A 17836-nucleotide genomic window follows, 5' to 3' on the forward strand; every position below is an offset into this window, starting at 1 on the left:
AGATGTGTCCACAAGTTTTTTCAACTGCAACTGCCATCTTTCTGGCGTATCTAAATGGCAAAGGATGAGTTTGTTGCGGATTTTCCTTCTGAAATTGTAGCGGAAGGTAAAGTACGGATTTTGGCACCCAAGTTGGAGGCGTATGGGGTTTGCCCGTCGGATTACGCTCCTAGCCGTGCGCCTGTGTTTTACAATCCTGTTATGGAGTTTAACCGCGACGTGACGTTGCTGGCGTTTCAGGTGTATCAGCGCATGGTTGACCGTGAAATTAGCGTTTGTGACCCTTTGACTGGAACAGGAATACGGGGCATACGTTACGCCGCCGAGATGCAGGGCATCAAAAACGTGGTCGTAGGCGATATTAATCCGCGCAGCGCCAAACTCGCAGAGTACAACGTTGCCCTCAATGGTCTTGAAGAGGTGGTGAGCGTGGAGAATAAGGATGCTAATCGTCTTTTGTGTGAGCACAGCGCACCTAAGCAGCGTTTTGACGTAGTAGATGTTGACCCGTTTGGAACGCCCGTGCCTCATTTGGACGCCGCGGTTCAGGCACTGCGCAACAAGGGCTTACTTGCCGCCACAGCTACGGATATGGCGCCACTTTGTGGAGTTCACGCTAAAGCCTGCCTGCGCAAGTACGGAGGAAAACCCCTACGCACCGAGTACTGCCACGAACTCGCCCTACGCTTACTTGCAGGGAGCATAGCAACCGCCGCAGCCAAGCACGACATAGGCATACAGGTCCTGTTTAGCCACTGCAGCAACCACTACATACGAGCATACGCCCAAATCGGCTACGGCGCCCAAAAAGCAGACGCCAGCATCAAAAACCTTGGATACATCCTGCACTGCTTTAATTGCCTGCACCGAGAAACCGCCAAACACCTGTTTTCCACCACCAAGAAGTGCCCCGAATGCGGTGCCGACATGGAATACGCGGGACCGTTGTGGCTAGGAAAACTTGGCAGCAAAGAATTTGTGGAGTCCATGCAAACAGAGAACCAGCGGGCAGACTTTAAGAACAGCCGCAGAATCACCAAATTCTTAACGCTAATTCAGGGGGAAGCTGACGCTCCACCAACGTATTATTTGATAGATAAGGTGGGTAAGAAGGGTAAGTTGCCTGCGCCTTCGGTTGCCGCGTTTTTTGAGGCTCTTAAGGAGGCGGGGGTTGAGGCGGTGTCTACGCATTTTGATACCAGAAGTGTGAAAACTTATGCTTCCGCCGCGACTATGCAGCAAATCCTACGGCAACTCACGCAGAAAACAAACCCGCAGAACCCGTAGATGCGATAAAAGTTTAAGAGCTAAAACGGTACGTACATACAAGCATAAGGAGTTCTTGTGAAGTTGACAGAGAAAATCGCTGTTTTAGGCGCGGGGATGATTGGCGGCGCCATAACTAAGGCTTTTCTGAAAGGCGGATGCAAAAGCAAAATTGCGGTTTCAGATTTTATGCCAGCAAAAGTTGCCGAGATGAAAGAGTTAGGTGTTGCTGCAACGTCGGATAATTGTGAAGCAGCCAAGGGAGCAGACGTTATATTCATTTGTGTAAAACCTGCTGATGTGCAAAAACTCCTCAAAGAAATAGCTAATGAGGTTAAGGGTAAAATTGTGGTTTCTTCAGCTGCGACGGTTCCGCTTTCTTATTTGAAGCAGACGTTGCCAACTGCCAAGTTTGTTCGGATGATGCCAAACCTTGCCATACTGGTGCAGGCTTCATACACCGCGTACTGCTGCGAAGCTGAAGTTACCGCGCAGGACAAAGAAACCGTCAAGGCGCTGCTGGATTTGATGGGTGTTAGCCAAGAAGTTGACGAGAAATACATGGACGCCATAACAGGGCTTAGCGGCAGCGGACCAGGCTACCTCTCGATAATCTTGGAGGCAGTTATGTACGGCGGGTTGAAGATGGGGTTGCCCAGAGACATAGCAATGTCGGCGGCGGCTCAAACCATGCTTGGAACAGGAAAACTCGTCTTGGGCTTACAAGAGCATCCAGCAAAAATCAGGGACATGATAACTACGCCTGGCGGAACAACCATAAACGCCATTTACGAGTTGGAAGGCAGCCAAGCACGCCAAGCACTCATGAAAGCCGTAGAAGAAGCAACCAAAAAAAGCCAAGCCATACGCGAAAAAATCTTAAAAACCAAACAACCGTAGCGCGGCAAGGAGAAACAAGACGTGTTTGAAGCCGTTATTTTTGATTGGGACGGAACCCTAGTCGATACTACAGAGGTTATTTTGAAGTCGTTTCATCAAGCGCTTAGCCAAGTCGCCAAGGTAGATGTAACCGACGAGTTTATCGAACGCCGCATCGGAGTTGGCGCTTCGGAAACCTTCAAAGATATCCTCAAAGACAAAAACGTGCCCTTCGACGCCGACGTGATAAAGCGGATGATGGACGTCAAAATCAAAGTTGAAGTAGATTTGACGGGGGAGGTCGCGTTGCTTGCGGGTGTAAAAGAGCTTTTGGAGGCGTTGCAGGGTAAAGTGAAGGTGGCGTTGGCGTCCATGAATAACCGCCCCGTTATAGAGCACATGATAACGCAGCTAAAAGTCAAGGAGTTCTTCAGTGAAGTGTTAACTGGAGATGACGTAACCAAGTCAAAGCCTGACCCTGAAATTTTCTTAAAAGCCGCCGAAAAACTGGGAAGCAAACCAGAAAACTGTGTGGTGTTCGAGGATTCGATATTTGGCGTCAAAGCTGCAAAAGCCGCAAACATGGGCTGCATCGCAGTTACCACAGGAGCCTACCAAGCACAGGAACTAAAAAAGGCAAACCCAGACATAATAACAGAATCACTAAAACAAAAAACCTCTCTTCTAGAGTTTATCCTCAAATAGCTGGTTCCAGCAAAACAGCAGGACAAAACAAAGAAAACCGTAGGCAGTTTCAGGCGTAATTTAAGAAAACACCCACGAAATAAAAACCAAAGACACAAAGCATAAAGCATGTAGAGAAAAAGGCAAAAATGAATTTTTCACAAACAAATTTACGCAAAAGATAAAAGCATTCAAAACACAAAAAGAAAGACTTAAGAAGCAACATAAACAATCAAGCACACACAAACGTACACATAAAACAGCCATCAAGAGTGGCGTGCACAGCACTTTAAGTTCTCTGCCTTCCATCTCCCTTCTCCTTAAAGGTCCAGCTGGTGCACGCCGCACCCAATAACAAAAAGTTTTGCAGGTTACAGCGGCAAAGCAGCCCAGGTGTTGTGTTTGGAAGAAGAGAGGTTAGGTTGGGGAGGGCTTGTTTAGGTTATCGATGAGGAGGGGCAGGTCGGTTATGGAGGTGATTATGTAGTTTGCGCCGTTGCGGGTTAGCTGTTTTTGGGTTGCGACTCCAGTGGGGAATCCAACGGCTATGGCGTTTAGTTCTTTTGCGGCTTGCATGTCTTCGATACTGTCTCCTACGACGACAGCTTCGTTTGCCAAAACATCCATGGCGGTTAAGGCGGCTTTTAGGTGTTCAGCGTCGGGTTTGACTTGTACGGTTTTTTCTCGGGGTACAACAACGTCAAAGTAAGCGGCGAGTTTGAAGCGGGTTATCATGTAGTTGACGGCTTTTTGGCTGCTAAGAGTGCATATGGCGGTTTTTAGGTCTTTGTTTTTTAGGGTTTTTAAAGTGTCTAAGGCGCCGGGGAGTAAACTTGTTTGTTTGGCAGCATCTAACTCGTAGCTTTCGGCAATGCTTAACGCGCCCGCCACGGTTTTCTGTAAAGCCTCGGGGGTTTTGCCGCTGTTCTTTAAGAAAAGCTCGGTTTTCTTTAGCATCTCAAAAAGAGTATCGTTAACCGAAAGCAAAGAGTCGGGGACGGCTTTGCTGCGCAGGTACGCTCGAACGTCAGCACGCAACGCTTTGTAGTCCAAACTAAAAGCGACAATTGTTCCGTCAAGATCAAATATTACTGCTTTTACTGCCAAGGCAAATTCACGCTCAAATGTTTAACACTTAAAGCGTGGCTAAAGCAGGGCAGAGAGGAAATATACCTTTTGGTAAAACAGAAAACAAGCCAAAACAACAAGCCATACCTAAACAAAGACATTTAGGAAAAAAGTGAGGTTTGGGAAAGCAGGGTTTGCTGAGGCTTTGGGAGAAAGAATAATAGGAGAAGAAACGAAACCCAACTTCGCCACTACAGACCAAAGCCTTTTCAGCCCCACATATGCCGTACAGTTCCCTAAAAAAGAAAAAGGGAAGAAAGTTATGTCGTGTTTATTGTCGTCTTCTAAGAACTAAGGCGGCTGCAACAGCGACAATTATGATAACGGCTATGCCTACGGCTATGTACGTGGTGGTTGGTGTTTCGCTAGTTGGTGGGGGAGCAGTGGAGGGCGAAGGTGAGGCAGATGCGGGCGGGGTTGGTGTTGTTGGGGGTGTTGAATCAGGGGACGATGTGGGGGCTATGGATGCTGCGGGGGCTTGGCTTACGCCAACTGCCGTGGTTGCTGAGGATGCCCAGTAAGAATCAGAGCCATCAAAGCACGCAGTGATTGTGTATTCTCCAGGTACAGGGGGCTGCCACATCTTTTTGAATAAGCCGCTTGTGTCGGTGGTGACTACGCCTATGTCTTGCATGTTGTTGTTGGGGTCAACAGCGGTCAAACGAACTTGAACTCCTGTGGCGTCGGTGGGAAGCTGCTTTTGCATGTACAGGTACTCCATCCATGAACCAGCGTCGGCGTCAGAAATTGCGGGTACAACATTGAATAAGCCGTTTTCTACGAGGTCTTTGGCTCCTGCTGATTGGTCTGTAACGGTGCCACGTACCATTATGCTGTCGCCTTCAGATACGACCGTTAAGGGGGCGTCTACAGTGACTTTGCTTGGGCCTTTGCCGATGCAGTAGATTTGCATGTCGTAGAGGTTAAGGTACACCAGGTATCCGTCTGCTATTGCGTAGCCGTAGTCGCCGTAGGAAGAGCATCCGTGTCCGTACATGGTCCAGATTTCGTTGCCTGTGGTAGCGTTTATGCACCGCATTTCGGCTCCTCTCCAGTAGGGTGCACCTGAAGAGTGCTCGTTAGTAGCTAAGTAGACTTTGTCGTCGGCAACGCCAGCTATGCCAAGGGGATAGCCACCGTAGGGGGTGTCTAAGCCTGCAATTGCGGTGTAGTTCCACAAGCGATTGCCAGTTGATATATCATAACAGTAGACTACGCCCGAATAACCAGTTGAATACAGTTTACCGTAAGCAACAGAAGTTGTCGTCAAAGCACCACCACCGCCAGAGTAGAAGTTCCAAGGATTCTCAGAAGGCGTGGATCCCCACAGTTTTTTGCCAGTGTCCATGCTGTAGCCTGACCAGGATATGGTTTCTTTGTCAAAGAAGGTAAAGACGCGAGCATCTGCATCGAAGGGTCCTACAGAGCGGGTTACGTTGCCGTCGGGAGCGGATATGTCTTCCATCCACAGCAGCTCACCTAGGTTTTCTTGTTTTAGGCTTATTGCCCACACTGTTACGGGGTCGGGGGTTCCAAAGCTAAGGAACGACGCTAAGGGGGTGCTGCCGATTAGTATATCATCGTAGACTGCGGCGATTATGGAGCCTCCGGGCAGTTGGGGTATTGTGACGTTCCAGGTGTATGCGTTGCTTGCGTTGACGTTTTTGCCGACGGGGCGCCACTGGTTTGCTTCGCTGCTGGTGGTGTCTTCGGGGTTAGTTGCGGCGGTTAAGCCAGTTGCTGCGGTGTTGTTCCATAGAGCCAGCCAGTTGTTTTGCAGGTTTAGTACGTAGCGTAGGATTTCGCCGTTGGGTCCGCGGATTTCGGTGCCTGCGGGGATGTTTGTTAGGTTAAAGAGCCAGGTTCCGTCAAGGGGGTCAAATGCTTGCCATGTTGTTGGACCTGCTGGGAGACCAAACATGGCAGCCCATGGGTTCTCGTCGGTAGTCCACAGGTAACCGTTGGGTATGACTCCGTGTTGGTTCATTGATTCGTAGTCGTAGAGTTGGGCAAACGAGGGGGACGTTGTCATTTCGGTGCTGCGCCAGAGTTCTTCGCCTGTTTGCAGGTCTACACAGATGTAACCGTCTCCAGTTGAAGCATCGCTTTCAGGCAAGCTGTAGTATAGTCTGCCGTAGATGATGATGGGGTCGTTGAATTTGCCTTCATAGTTTGTTCCGTCATAATAGGTTACGCCAGAGGTTCCTGTGCTGTCGCCTCCGACAACGCCTCCAAAGGATATGGGTCTTGTCCACATGACGTGGGGGCTGTTGGGGGCTACGCCGTCGGGTTGGTACTTGTTAGTTATGGCGCTTCCCGAGAGGAAGTTGGAGGATATGGCGTACCAGTTGGTGTTTTGTCCTTCTATGGGTCGTGTCCAGTAGGTGTTGGGTAGGGGGGTGTCGGGTATGGTGGTGATTGTTTCTGACTGCACGTTCAAAGTTGTGCTTGCACTGCTGGCTAGGTAGGTGTCATTGACGTAGTCGCTTGGACTGCCAGCTAACCCAGAGGTAGGATGCTCCAAATCTGCTACTTGCTCAGGGAAGTTGAAAACAAAAGTGTAAACTCCGACCTGACGCGGGGTATAGAAGGCGTAGCCTCCGCCGACGGGGTCAGAAATCAAGGAATCAATTGTTTCAGTGGTTCCATCGGGCAAAGTAACGTCAATGGTTAGGTCTACCCAGCGGTCACCAGCAACACCTGCAGCTGTTGGAGGGATTTTATCAATCCAGTAGACTAAAGTCACAGTTTGGTCTACACCGATGGGGTTGGGTGCAGCAGTTATGTACGCGTATGTTGGGATTTCCCAAGGAGGGTCATGCGCGTTGGCTGTAGGCGCGGCTGCGATGAACATAGAAAAAGCCAAGAGCAACGTCAACGTAGCCGTTGTAAACGTTTTGTTTCCCACAGCTTTGAGCATATTATCAACTAATTTTTGAGTCATTTTTTGTTTCTCTCTGTGTTTGGATGAGCTTTCGGTATGGCGTGAAAATGTTTTTAAGCATTGGCAAGAAGTGTTCCTTCTGACAACCCCGCTAGGGCAAGGGAAAACAGCCTCATAGGAGAGAGAGAGGATTGTTTCAAGATGAAGAAATTGAAGCCTTGATAGGGCTGGGTCTTACTGAATTGCAGGCTAGGGTCTACTTGGCGATAGTTTGCCTGCAAAGTGCTCCTGTAAAAGCAATAGCCAAAACATCTGGGATTGCGCGGCAAGATATTTACCGTGTAGCGGCGGAGCTTCAAAAAAAGGGTTTAATCGAAAAAGTCATTGCGTCCCCAGTCGAATACAAGGCTATGCCGCTTAAGGACGCCGTGAAGCTTTTGGTTCTATGCAGACAACGCGAAACCATGGATGCACGCAAAAAAGCCATGAAACTGGCGCACAAGATAAAGCAAAACAGCCAAGACGAAAACAACGAAAAAGACGCAGGCGACGGATTCTTTTTTGTCACTGGAGAAGAAGCATCCAGACGCAGATTCAAAAACGCCCTCGACACTAACCTGAAAACCGTTGAAGGCATCTTTTACTGGAAAGGCTTAAGAAACATACTCGTTGAAGGACAAAACATCTGGGAAACCATCCTAACAGGAGGCGCAAAAGTCCGACTCATAGTATACGGAACCCAAAAAGACCCGCAAGTACAACAAATCATCCAAACCCTAAAAACCAAAGGCACCTTCAACATCAAATACACAACCAAACCACCCCCCGCTACAATAACCATATTCGACAAAAACAAAGTCCTCGCCACAACCACACCAGAACCCAACCCCGAAAACGCCCCAAGCCTATGGCTAAACAACCAAAGCTTCACAACCATACTCCAAGAATACTTCGAACACACATGGCAAACAGCCCAACAACAAAACCGCAGCCAAGCACCTACCCCCTAGTACAGAGCAAACTGCGTTTTGGGTTGTTTTTGTGTTTTTAACCCCAATTTTGGGTTTAATTGCGTCCCTAAAAGTCCCAAAAAGTCCTGTTTCGTCGTAAAACGTCGCTAACCATGATGAACCGCGGCTTGGTTTTAAGATTGCAGTGCAACAAATGCGGTTAGCAGCCTGTTTAGGGGGTGATTAGGATTTTGCAAGGTTTCTGTTGGGGGTTGTTGGCGGTTTCTAGGGCTTTTTGGAAGTTTGTGAGTTTAAATCGGTGGGTGATTAGGCTTTGCAGGTCGACTTTTTTGGTTGCAACTAGGTCAAGGGCAGTGGGGTATTCGGTTGGGGCGATGTAGGTTGAGAAGAAGAAGGCTTCGTCGGCATCACCAATGTTGAGGTAGCCTTCGAATTCTCCAACGAGTGCTACGCGTCCTGCTTTGCGCACCAAATACGGGGTTTGCTCAACGGTTGCTTGGGTTCCCGCTGCTTCCACCACAACGTCCGAGCCGCGCACGGTGATTTCTTTGACGCGCTTTTTGGGGTCTTCTTGTGTGGGGTTTATGGTGTGGTCGGCGCCGAATTTTTGGGCGAGTTGAAGGCGATGTTCTTGTTTGTCTATGGCTATAACTTTGCAGCCTTTGAGTTTGGCAATTTGCGTCATAAGCAAACCTATTGGTCCTTGCCCGATTATGGTGGCGTACTCGTTGATTTTTGGTTGCAGCAGCTCAAGGGTGTGCAGTGCAAGCGCGACGGGTTCCATCATGGCGGCGTCGTCGTCGGTTACGGTGTCGGGCAGGGGGAGCAGGTGTTTTTCTCGAATGGAGATGCGTTCTGCGAAGAATCCGCTTTTGGTTAACCCAAAATACAAGACGCGTTCACAAAGCGATGGCTGCCCGCGTAGGCAGTAGAAGCATTTGCCGCAGTAAGATACAGGCAACATCAACACGCGCTCGCCCGTGTCCTCGCGGGTTCCCCAAGCGTCGTGCCCGATTATGCGTCCACGCTTAATTTTCCAGTCGCCCCGATACAGGTGCAGGTCAGTGCCGCAGATGCTGCCCGCGCCAAACTTCACCAAAACCTTCCTGTTCCCCACCTTGGGCTCTAAAACATCGTCTACTGTGATTTTGTGTGGACCATGATAAACTACAGCCTTCAAAAATAGTCACCTACAGTTAAATAGCTACGTGTGAGTTCTATTAAGGTTACTCAGCAGGCTAAAGCAGCTTTGGTGGAGACCAGCCATTGTTATAGAGCCCCTGCGTGAGAAGATTAGGCGCTACCCCTGCAGGCTAAAGAGGGAAGAAAGAAAATGAGTTTTAATGGTTCTGAATTCCTAATCATCGAGAGCATATTTTCAGGCGTTGCGGTTGCCGCTGCCTTTCCAGTAGGCGCCTTGATTGCGATTTACCTGGATTATTCACGGTCGACGCGGGCTCTGTTTGCAGCGTTTGGGGCAGGGATATTTCTTTCTACTGTGATGCTTTTGGTCCAGCATGCCCTCGAATTAGGCACCATTTTAGATTTAACAGCGGGTTTTATCGTAGGCGCAGTTGCATACGGCGTAGCAGAACACCACATCAGGCACAAATCAGGAATAAAGGATGAAACCGATGAAGAGCAAAAACAAAAGCGGTTACAAAAAGGCACGGGCAGACTCTCTATAGTGGGAACAATCTTGGATAGTGTACCTGAAACCCTTTTTGTAGGCATAATTATTGCGTTAAAAGAACCCGGGCTTTTCGCGGCTGAAGCAGTGCTTTTTTTGGGTAACTTAGCAACGGTTTTGGAGGCGGCAAAGATTATGAAAAAAGCGGGTATGCAGAAAAGGAAGATACTTAGGGATTGGATGATTGATTTTGGCATAGTTGCGGTTGCGGCTCCGCTGGGCTATTTTCTGGCTACGGCAGTTATAAAGGATGTTTTGGCGTCGGTTCTGGGTTTTGCGGCGGGAACTTTGATAGTTTTCATTTCAGGGCAACTGATAGCTAGAGCTTACAGGGAATCAAAAGGACACGCTGAAGACACCGCAATATCAATAGGCTTCATAATAGGCATTATACTGCTCTTCGCTGTGTAAACAGACGGCGGAAGTGAGCTTTTAATAGGCTGAAAGTGCATTGTGGCTTTGATAAGCATGGATTTAGATGCGTATTCAAAAGAGAAGCTTTGGGAACTAATTGTTGAGACAGTGCACGCCAACCCCATGTACCCAACAAACAAAGCCTACACACGCGACACGTTGCTTCCAGAAAACCCAGACATAACAGCCACTGAACTTGCAGAACGCCTAAACATGCCCACCGCGCAGGCTCTTGTCATTTTAGAGGAACTAAAAGAAAAATAAACAAAATAACGCACAGAACCAGCCTAACACGCATACAGGTTTGTTTTATAAACAAAAGGCATCATATAGACGGCGATATTCTTAAATATGCATAACGTCTTCAAGAGGTTTAGTGATTCTTATGAATACAACAAGAATAGCAGCAATAGCAGTTATAGTAATCATAATAGCAGCCATAGGAGCCTACGCGTACACTCAGACAGGTCAAGAACCCGCAGCCTCACCAAGCCCCACCCCAACACCCGAAGCCACTCCAACGCCCACGCCCAGTCCAGTTACGTTGACTATTTCTTCAACAACTAGCCTTTACGAGACAGGAGTAGAAAACGACGCCATCAAACCAGCTTTTGAAGCAGCGTACCCGTGGATAACAGTTAACTTCCTTGGTCAAGGAACGGGCGCAGCTATACAGACAGCCATGAGAGGCGACGCGGACATGATAATGGTGCACTCTCCTTCTCAGGAAAGAGCGTTCTTGGAGGATGGCTATGGCGTGAACCGCAAAATCATAGCGTACAACTTCTTTGTCATTGTAGGACCTGAAGGTGACCCAGCTGGCATATCTGGAATGTCTCCCACAGATGCCTTGACAACCATAATGGACTTAGGTGAACAAGGTGAAGCCACTTGGGTTTCAAGAGGCGACGGCTCAGGCACACACTCTAAAGAAAAGAGCCTATGGGCAGCCGCGGGTATAGACTGGGAAACAATTCACACTGAAACCTCCTGGTACCTAGAGACAGGCTCAGGCATGACCGCCACGCTAAGAGTTGCCTACGAAGAAGACGGCTACACCCTAACGGATTTGGCAACGTTCCTAACCAACCTTAACAGCGGCAACATAGAAATGGAAATTGCAGTTGAAGCCTCCAAAGACCTGCTAAACGTTTACAGCGTAATCGCAGACAACCCGCTCAACGAGAACCTAACCGACACCAACTACGAAGCGTCCATGCTGTTCATCGAATGGATTGTATCTGACGAAGCCCAGCAAATCTTTGAAGACTACGGAACTGAAACCTTTGGCAAGCCACTGTTTAGCCCCTACATGCCATTGCTAAACGGAAGCAACGATACCCTCCTGAGCTGGATAGAAGACTTTGCATTCTTTGACGGAACCGAATGCCCAGCACAGTACCGCCACAACCCAGGCAACCTCTACAATAACCCAGCAGCAATAGCCACAATCCCAGCAAACGAAAAATAAACCAGAAAACTTCAAAAAAATCAACCACTTTTTTCTTTGTGATAATCTATGGCGGATTTCATCACCCAAGCGTTTGAGGAAGCAATCAGGCTTATCTTAAGCGGCGACCCCGAAGTCTTAGCCGTCGTTGGCAGGTCAATTTATGTTTCGGGAGGTGGAACCCTGCTCGCATGCATATGGAGCATCCCCATAGCCGTAATTTTAGGATTGTACACATTCAAAGGAAAATGGCTTGTCAAAGGCATGTTCAACGCCCTCATCGGAGTACCCACCGTGGCGTTAGGTCTGCTACTGGTTCTTTTATTGTCAAGACAAGGACCGTTTGGCGTGTTCCACCTGTATTTAACAACAAACGGCATAATGATTGGACAAGCAATTTTGGTAACGCCTATAATTGTCAGCTTCACAGGCAGCGCTTTAGCCAATGCAGATTTTCAATTAAGAGACCTCGCAAGAACCCTTGGCGCAAACGGGCTGCAAACAAACATCGCCTTGCTGCGCGAAACCTTATGGCCCACGATTTTGGCGGTTACAGCAGCTTTTAACAGAGGCTTTGGAGAGCTGGGAATAGCCTTTATGGTAGGTGGAAATCTATTAGGCATAACCAGAGTACTAACAACATCTATCGCGTTAGAATCCAACTTGGGCAATTATCCGCGGTCGTTGGCTTTTGCCATGTTGCTCATGATTATCGTGGTTTCAGTTTCTTTGGGGATAAACCTCATTGAAAGATTAAGAAAAGAAAGACCGTCTTGGACAGGTTGGATAATCAAACGGGGCACCGTTGGAGGATAAGAGGGGAGCAAGAAGTTGAGTGTAAGTCTTGAAGTGGAAAACGTGGAGAAAACTTACGGCAAAACCAAAGCGGTAGATGAGGTTAGTTTACAGGTACAAGGCGGCAAGATACTAGTGCTTATAGGCGTTAACGGCGCAGGCAAAAGCACCCTGCTTAACATTTTAGCGGGCTTAGAAAAACCCGACAAAGGCAACATACACATCGATTACCAACCCATAACATCTGCAAAGCTTAGGCAAGTTGCCACCTTGGTTTTTCAGCGAACCGCCATGTTCAACAGGTCAGTTTATGACAACTTAGCTTATGGCTTAAAGATTCGCGGGCAAAACGACGCGGAAATCAGGCAGAAAATAGGCGAGGCACTGCGTGGTGTGGGACTTAGGGGTTTTGAGCAACGCAGAGCCAAGCAGACCTCTGGAGGCGAGCAGCAACGCCTAGCTTTAGCCAGAGCATTCCTGTTAGAACCCAAAGTTTTGCTTTTAGATGAACCCACAGCAAATCTTGACCCCAACAGCGCAATCATCATCGAAAAAGCAATACTCAAACGCAAAAACAAAGACCACGTAATCATAATTGCAACCCACAATCTAAGTCAAGCAAAACGGTTGGCAGATGAAGTGGTGCATATCCATGAGGGAAAAATCGTGGAAAGGGCAGGCCCAACAGAATTCTTTGAAAACCCGCGAAACGAAATAACGCGCAAGTTCATAAATGGGGAACTGGAATTTTAAATAGCGCTAACGTTGGCTTGGATTAACTTATTAAGATTCTTTGTGTATAAGCATAGTAAATGCTCATTCATAACAGTCATAAGCCCTCAGCTAAGATTTGGATTGAATACAAAGGCGAACCGTTACTGGGCAAAGGCGGAGCCAAAATTCTTGAAGCAATAGAACATGAGCAGTCGCTAACAAAAGCCGCCAAAAAACTGGGCATGTCGTATCGTTACGTTTGGAATTACATACAAAAAGTCAATGAGGGATTGGGGCAAAACGTTGTGGAAACCTATAAGGGCGGCAAAGCTGGAGGCGGCGGCGCTAAACTTACCCAGACGGGCAAGGATTTGCTTGGGGAGTACAAACGGTTAGAGGGCTGTTTGAGCAAGTTTTTAGCAGACACCGAACACGTGGAGGTGAAAGGCTTGAAGATAAGTGCAAGAAACACCTTAAAAGGAAAAGTAGTAACCGTGGAAAAAGGCATCATAACCGGCAAAGTCAAAGTTGAAATAGCCGTACCCGCAACCATCACATCAGTTATCACAAAAGAATCCGTGGAAGACCTCGACATCAAAGAAGGCGACGAAGTCACCGTCATCGTGAAATCCACGGAAATCATGATAGGAAAATAAGAAAAAGAAAAACTATTTTCTTTGTTTTTTTACTCTACAACGTAGCGGTAGGTTATGTGTTCGCCTGCTGTTGAGCTTTCACGCGTGATTTTTAGGATGTCTCCAGGTTTGGCGCCTATGACTTTGACGGCGGGGTCAGTTGAGGTTATCTGGGGCATCTGGTAGGGTTTCACTTTGAATTGGCTAAGGATTTTCTCTCTTTCTTTGGTAGGCAAGATTTCGTGGCGTGGAACCAAGCCGTGCTCGAAAATGTCAAAGACAGGGAAAGATTTGGGCAGCAACTCTACTTTTTTAGTTTTAGCGCCCTGCTTGACGGCGTGGGTGTATCGTCCCTCGGTGATTACTATGGCGCGTTCTAGCTCTTTTTCTTTTAAGAGTTTGTAGAGCTGGTTCATGGCAACTATACCTACGGTTGCTTGGTCTAGTATGCACCAGATTAACGCGGTTTCTTTGTCTTGTGGAATTTCGACAGTGTAGCCGTAGGCGCCTTCAAATTTTTCTTTGTTTAGCTGTTTGTATTTGCGAAGTTTGATTAGAACTTCTGCCTTACGTTCTTCCACCGTTTCACCTATAACACTCACACTACAAACCTCAATCTTAGAATAGCGAAGACTAAACAGGCTTTAACCCTTAAACTTTATGGTTAAAAAGAAGAGAAGAAAAAGAAAACTTCTGCGTCAAACGCGCAGCACGACGTTTTTAGCGTATTTACGGGCGATTTGTGCAAAGCCATCGATGGTTTCAGGCGGATAAGGACGCTTAGACTGGAACGTTTTATCCAAAGTATCCTGCGCCACGAACTGCTGCAAAGCATACGTCGAAGCATCCTTAACCAACTCGCCAATGCACTGGGCATCTTCAGGCGTAACCAAATCTGGAACCATAGTTGTGCGAAACTCGTAGGGAACTTTGCCTGTTTTTAGGATTTCAATAGAACGCATAAGCCCAGTTGTGTCAGCTGCGCCAAGAGAGCCGTATTTTTCGGGGCACGCTTTGATGTCAAGAGCAACATAATCCACGTAGCCTAGGCATTCTTCGAGTACGTCAGGGTAAAACCCGTTAGTGTCCAGCTTTACGGAAAAACCGCGTTCCTTGAGTTTTGCCAAAAACCGCGGCAACTCCTTGTGCATGCAAGGTTCCCCACCCGTAACCACCACAGCGTCCACGTATTTTTTACGTTTCTCCAACAGCTCTAGCGCTATGCCCTCTTGTAGAAAAGGGGGTTTAGGGTCAACGGCGGTGCGCCAGTTATGGCAAAAGCCACAGCGCAGGTTGCAGCCAGGAGTGAACAGCACCGAAGCGACTTTACTGGGGTAGTCTATGAGACTGATTTTTTGCAATCCGCTAAACTTCATCAGTTGGTCACGACGGTTTGGGCTGCCATTGGCATGGTGGTCAGGATTTTTGATTTGTCGAAGGTGGTGCGCATGTCGAATTCTGCTTGTTTGCCGTCGTTCCATTGGTCTACGGGTCGTAGGTATCCGACTACTCGGCTGTAGACTTCGCTTGGGGATGCGCATACGGGGCAGTTTTTGTGTTCGCCGCTGGTGTATCCGTGGTTTGGGCAAATGCTGAAAGTGGGGGTTAGCGTGAAGTAGGGTAGGCGGCTGTTCCATGAGACTTTTTTGATGAGTTCAGCAGCGGATTTCCATGAGGGCAAGCGTTCGCCAAGGAATATGTGAAATACAGTGCCGCCTGTGTAGAGGGGCTGGAGTTGTTCTTGGTTTTCCAACGCGTCAAAGAGGTCGCCTTTGAAGTCTACGGGTAGCTGGGAGCTGTTGGTGTAGAAAGGCTCAGCATGCTGGGTTTGCACTAGATGCTCGTTAGCAACAATAATGTTGGGGTAACGACGTTTATCCGCACGTGCCAACCGGTACGAAGTACCCTCTGCAGGGGTAGCTTCAAGGTTGTAGATATCACCAGTTTCTTCTTGGAACCGCAAGAGTTTTTCGCGCATAAACGTGATGGTTTTCACGGCGAATTCTAAGCCGTCGCGGGTACCGATGTTTTGTCCGATAAGGTTGAGGACGGATTCGTTGATGCCTGCTATGCCGATGGTTGAGAAATGGTTCTTCCAGTAGCGGTCGTATTTGGCTTTGACGTGGCGCAGGTAACGGCGGCTGTAGGGGTATAATCCGCTTTCAGTGAAGGCTTCAAGGACTTTGCGTTTTATCTCCAAGCTTGCGCGAGCAACATCCATATTGCGTTCAATACGCTCGAAGTATTCGTCTTCGTCTTTAGCCAAATAGCCCACACGAGGCATATTCAACGTGACTACGCCTATGCTGCCTGTAAGAGGATTGGCACCAAAAAAGCCGCCGCCTCGTTTGCGTAGTTCACGGTTGTCAATTCTTAGCCTGCAACACATGCTTCTTACGTCTTCAGGGCGCATGTCACTGTTAACAAAGTTGCTAAAGTAGGGCACACCATATTTGGCGGTGACTTCAAAGATTTTCTGTGAAACCGTGGAGTCCCAGTCAAAGTCTTTGGTGATGTTGTAGGTGGGAATGGGGAAAGTGAAGACTCTGCCTTTGGAGTCGCCGCGTTGCATCACATCGGCGAAGGCGGTGTTGAACATTTCCATTTCTTTGGTCATGTCGCCGTAAGTGTCGGGGGTGACTTTGCCGTTGAAGAGTACGCCTTCGTTTTTCATGAAGTCGGGGACGTTGAGGTCTAAGGTGAGGTTGGTGAAGGGGGTTTGGAAGCCGACGCGTGTGGGTACGTTCATGTTGAAGAAGAATTCTTGCAGGCACTGTTCGACTTCGCGTTGGTTTAAGCCGTCGTAGCGTATGAACGGTGCAAGGTACGTGTCAAAGTTGCTAAAAGCTTGTGCGCCTGCGGCTTCGCCTTGCAACGTGTAGAAAAAGTTGACTACTTGCCCAAGGGCAGTGCGAAAGTGCTTGGCGGGTTTGCTTTCAATTTTCCCGGCGACACCTCCAAAACCGGACATGAGCAAATCGCTTACGTCCCAGCCTACGCAGTAGGGTCCTAAAACTCCAAGGTCGTGGATGTGTAGGTCGCCTGCGAAGTGGGATTCGGCGATGCTTGCGGGGTAGATGCGGCTTATCCAGTATTTGGCTATGACGGTGGAGGAGAGGTAATTGTTTAGACCTTGTAGCGAGTAGCTCATGTTGCTGTTTTCTTTAACTCGCCAGTCTTCAATTTCCAAGTATTGGTCGACTAGGTCAGCGCTGCTTAGAAGCGCAGCTAACTCACGCATGTCTTGATGCTGCTTGCGGTAGAGAATGTATGCCTTAGCGGTCTGTGCGTGACCGTTTTCGATAAGAATCTTTTCAACTAAGTCTTGAATTTCTTCAACTGTTGGGCAACCATCCTCGCCAAAATGGTTCTGCAAAGAAGCGATTACTTGGTTGCTGATTTTCTTGGCTTGACTGCGGTCGCGTCCCCCAACAGCTTTCGCAGCCTTCCAAACAGCTATTGTTATTCGTTCTGGGTCAAAGGGTTCTAGTTTACCATCACGTTTTCTTACGAATTTCATTCTTTTTTCACCTCACGGAGCGCACGACTAAAGTCTTCAGGTTCTTCAAATCGCTTATACACTGAAGCAAACCTGATATACGCCACACGATCAAGCAGTTTTAGGTACTTCATCACGGAATCCCCGATTTCCTGTGAAGTCACTTCAGCTTTGCCCTTCAACATAAGGTCTTGACGAACATGGCCAGCTAATTCACGAATTTGATCCAAAGTCACAGGACGCTTCTCGCATGATTTCTGAAGCCCACGTATCACCTTGTTTGCGTCAAACCGTTCTAGTTTGCCGTCTTTTTTGCGAACCATAAGCTCGACAGTTTCTATGTACTCGTAGGTGGTGAAGCGTTTGCCGCAGGCTACACATTTTTTGCGTCGACGTATAGTGTTTTCCAAGGAATCGCGTGTTTCCAAGGTTTTAGTCTCATCAGAACCGCAGTAGGGACATTTCATGGCTTTAACTTCGCGCGTGCTGTAGTGGTTATCCACACAGATACACACTAACTATAGTGGCATATTTAGTGATTATAGACAAGAAGATGAAATATCGCGAAACATAAGAAAGCAAAATGTACACAATCCAGTAGGATACAAAAAGACAAACAACAGCAATTAACGCAGATTTAAGCAGATAAAGCCAGTTTAGCTTATATACTACGCAAATAACCCCACAGCAAACCGCTTCCCCAAAAACACAAGCAAAAACCACCCAATTAGCAACCCAAAAACCCGTGAAAACATAAATACACAAACCGCACTTAAGGGAAGCCAATCCCAAAAAAAGACGCGGCAACAAACCCAGCAAAACACGAA

At 48.0% G+C, this 17836-nt stretch carries 17 protein-coding genes and 1 pseudogene; 10 read left to right on the top strand and 8 right to left on the bottom strand.

Annotation, left to right across the window (positions count from 1 at the left end; translation table 11 throughout):
- The first annotated feature begins 54 nt into the window (after positions 1-54).
- From NWF04_06075 to NWF04_06085, 3 genes are read left to right on the top strand one after another with little or no spacing between them, the layout of a single operon-like run.
- Complete coding sequence (locus NWF04_06075) at positions 55-1287, top strand: tRNA (guanine(10)-N(2))-dimethyltransferase (GenBank protein MCW4006145.1); 1233 nt, start codon at positions 55-57, stop codon at positions 1285-1287.
- Between the two features lie 57 nt (positions 1288-1344).
- Positions 1345-2166 (top strand): pyrroline-5-carboxylate reductase, encoded by an 822-nt coding sequence (gene proC, locus NWF04_06080; protein MCW4006146.1) that lies wholly within the window; start codon positions 1345-1347, stop codon positions 2164-2166.
- A 21-nt stretch (positions 2167-2187) separates the two neighbouring features.
- The gene (locus NWF04_06085) at positions 2188-2850 is read left to right on the top strand and encodes an HAD family phosphatase (protein ID MCW4006147.1); all 663 of its coding nucleotides are present in this window, start codon (positions 2188-2190) and stop codon (positions 2848-2850) included.
- A 396-nt stretch (positions 2851-3246) separates the two neighbouring features.
- Here NWF04_06085 and NWF04_06090 read toward each other — a convergent pair whose 3' ends face one another.
- Entirely contained in the window at positions 3247-3936 is a 690-nt protein-coding gene (locus NWF04_06090) for an HAD family hydrolase (protein ID MCW4006148.1), read from the bottom strand.
- 292 nt (positions 3937-4228) lie between these two features.
- Positions 4229-6901, bottom strand: a complete 2673-nt coding sequence (locus tag NWF04_06095; protein MCW4006149.1) for a PQQ-binding-like beta-propeller repeat protein — start codon at positions 6899-6901, stop codon at positions 4229-4231.
- Between the two features lie 131 nt (positions 6902-7032).
- Between NWF04_06095 and NWF04_06100 the strand changes: the two genes are divergently transcribed.
- Positions 7033-7851 carry a hypothetical protein gene (locus NWF04_06100; GenBank protein MCW4006150.1) on the top strand — a complete coding sequence of 273 codons (819 nt, stop codon included), beginning with the start codon at positions 7033-7035 and terminating at the stop codon, positions 7849-7851.
- 172 nt (positions 7852-8023) lie between these two features.
- On the opposite strand, the gene NWF04_06105 is transcribed toward NWF04_06100, so the two are convergent.
- On the bottom strand, positions 8024-8992 hold the full coding sequence (locus NWF04_06105; protein MCW4006151.1) for a zinc-binding dehydrogenase: 969 nt from the start codon (positions 8990-8992) through the stop codon (positions 8024-8026).
- A gap of 153 nt (positions 8993-9145) precedes the next feature.
- Here NWF04_06105 and NWF04_06110 point away from each other — a divergent pair, with 153 nt between their 5' ends.
- From NWF04_06110 to NWF04_06135, 6 genes are all read left to right on the top strand, one after another.
- The gene (locus tag NWF04_06110) at positions 9146-9913 is read left to right on the top strand and encodes a hypothetical protein (protein MCW4006152.1); all 768 of its coding nucleotides are present in this window, start codon (positions 9146-9148) and stop codon (positions 9911-9913) included.
- A 57-nt stretch (positions 9914-9970) separates the two neighbouring features.
- Entirely contained in the window at positions 9971-10180 is a 210-nt protein-coding gene (locus NWF04_06115) for a winged helix-turn-helix domain-containing protein (protein ID MCW4006153.1), read from the top strand.
- A 121-nt stretch (positions 10181-10301) separates the two neighbouring features.
- Positions 10302-11387 (top strand): substrate-binding domain-containing protein, encoded by a 1086-nt coding sequence (locus NWF04_06120; protein MCW4006154.1) that lies wholly within the window; start codon positions 10302-10304, stop codon positions 11385-11387.
- A gap of 48 nt (positions 11388-11435) precedes the next feature.
- Positions 11436-12182 carry an ABC transporter permease gene (locus tag NWF04_06125; protein MCW4006155.1) on the top strand — a complete coding sequence of 249 codons (747 nt, stop codon included), beginning with the start codon at positions 11436-11438 and terminating at the stop codon, positions 12180-12182.
- Positions 12183-12197: 15 nt separating this feature from the next.
- Positions 12198-12914 (top strand): phosphate ABC transporter ATP-binding protein, encoded by a 717-nt coding sequence (locus NWF04_06130; protein ID MCW4006156.1) that lies wholly within the window; start codon positions 12198-12200, stop codon positions 12912-12914.
- Between the two features lie 59 nt (positions 12915-12973).
- Positions 12974-13531: a LysR family transcriptional regulator gene (locus NWF04_06135; GenBank protein ID MCW4006157.1), complete on the top strand. Its 558-nt coding sequence runs from the start codon at positions 12974-12976 to the stop codon at positions 13529-13531.
- Positions 13532-13560: 29 nt separating this feature from the next.
- Here NWF04_06135 and NWF04_06140 read toward each other — a convergent pair whose 3' ends face one another.
- The 5 genes and pseudogenes from NWF04_06140 to nrdR form a co-directional block, all read right to left on the bottom strand.
- Positions 13561-13809: a DNA-directed RNA polymerase subunit H gene (locus NWF04_06140; protein MCW4006158.1), complete on the bottom strand. Its 249-nt coding sequence runs from the start codon at positions 13807-13809 to the stop codon at positions 13561-13563.
- Between the two features lie 9 nt (positions 13810-13818).
- Positions 13819-14091, bottom strand: a pseudogene (locus NWF04_06145) (hypothetical protein).
- Positions 14092-14208: 117 nt separating this feature from the next.
- Positions 14209-14886 (bottom strand): anaerobic ribonucleoside-triphosphate reductase activating protein, encoded by a 678-nt coding sequence (locus NWF04_06150; GenBank protein ID MCW4006159.1) that lies wholly within the window; start codon positions 14884-14886, stop codon positions 14209-14211.
- Positions 14886-17030, bottom strand: a complete 2145-nt coding sequence (locus NWF04_06155) for a ribonucleoside triphosphate reductase (protein MCW4006160.1) — start codon at positions 17028-17030, stop codon at positions 14886-14888. Before NWF04_06155 ends, NWF04_06150 begins: the two co-directional genes overlap by 1 nt.
- Entirely contained in the window at positions 17027-17512 is a 486-nt protein-coding gene (gene nrdR / locus NWF04_06160) for a transcriptional regulator NrdR (protein ID MCW4006161.1), read from the bottom strand. The genes NWF04_06155 and nrdR overlap by 4 nt, the downstream gene beginning before the upstream one ends.
- Between the last annotated feature and the right edge of the window lie 324 nt (positions 17513-17836).

The sequence above is a fragment of the Candidatus Bathyarchaeota archaeon genome (assembly GCA_026014465.1).
Classification (GTDB): Archaea; Thermoproteota; Bathyarchaeia; order Bathyarchaeales; family Bathycorpusculaceae; genus JADGNF01.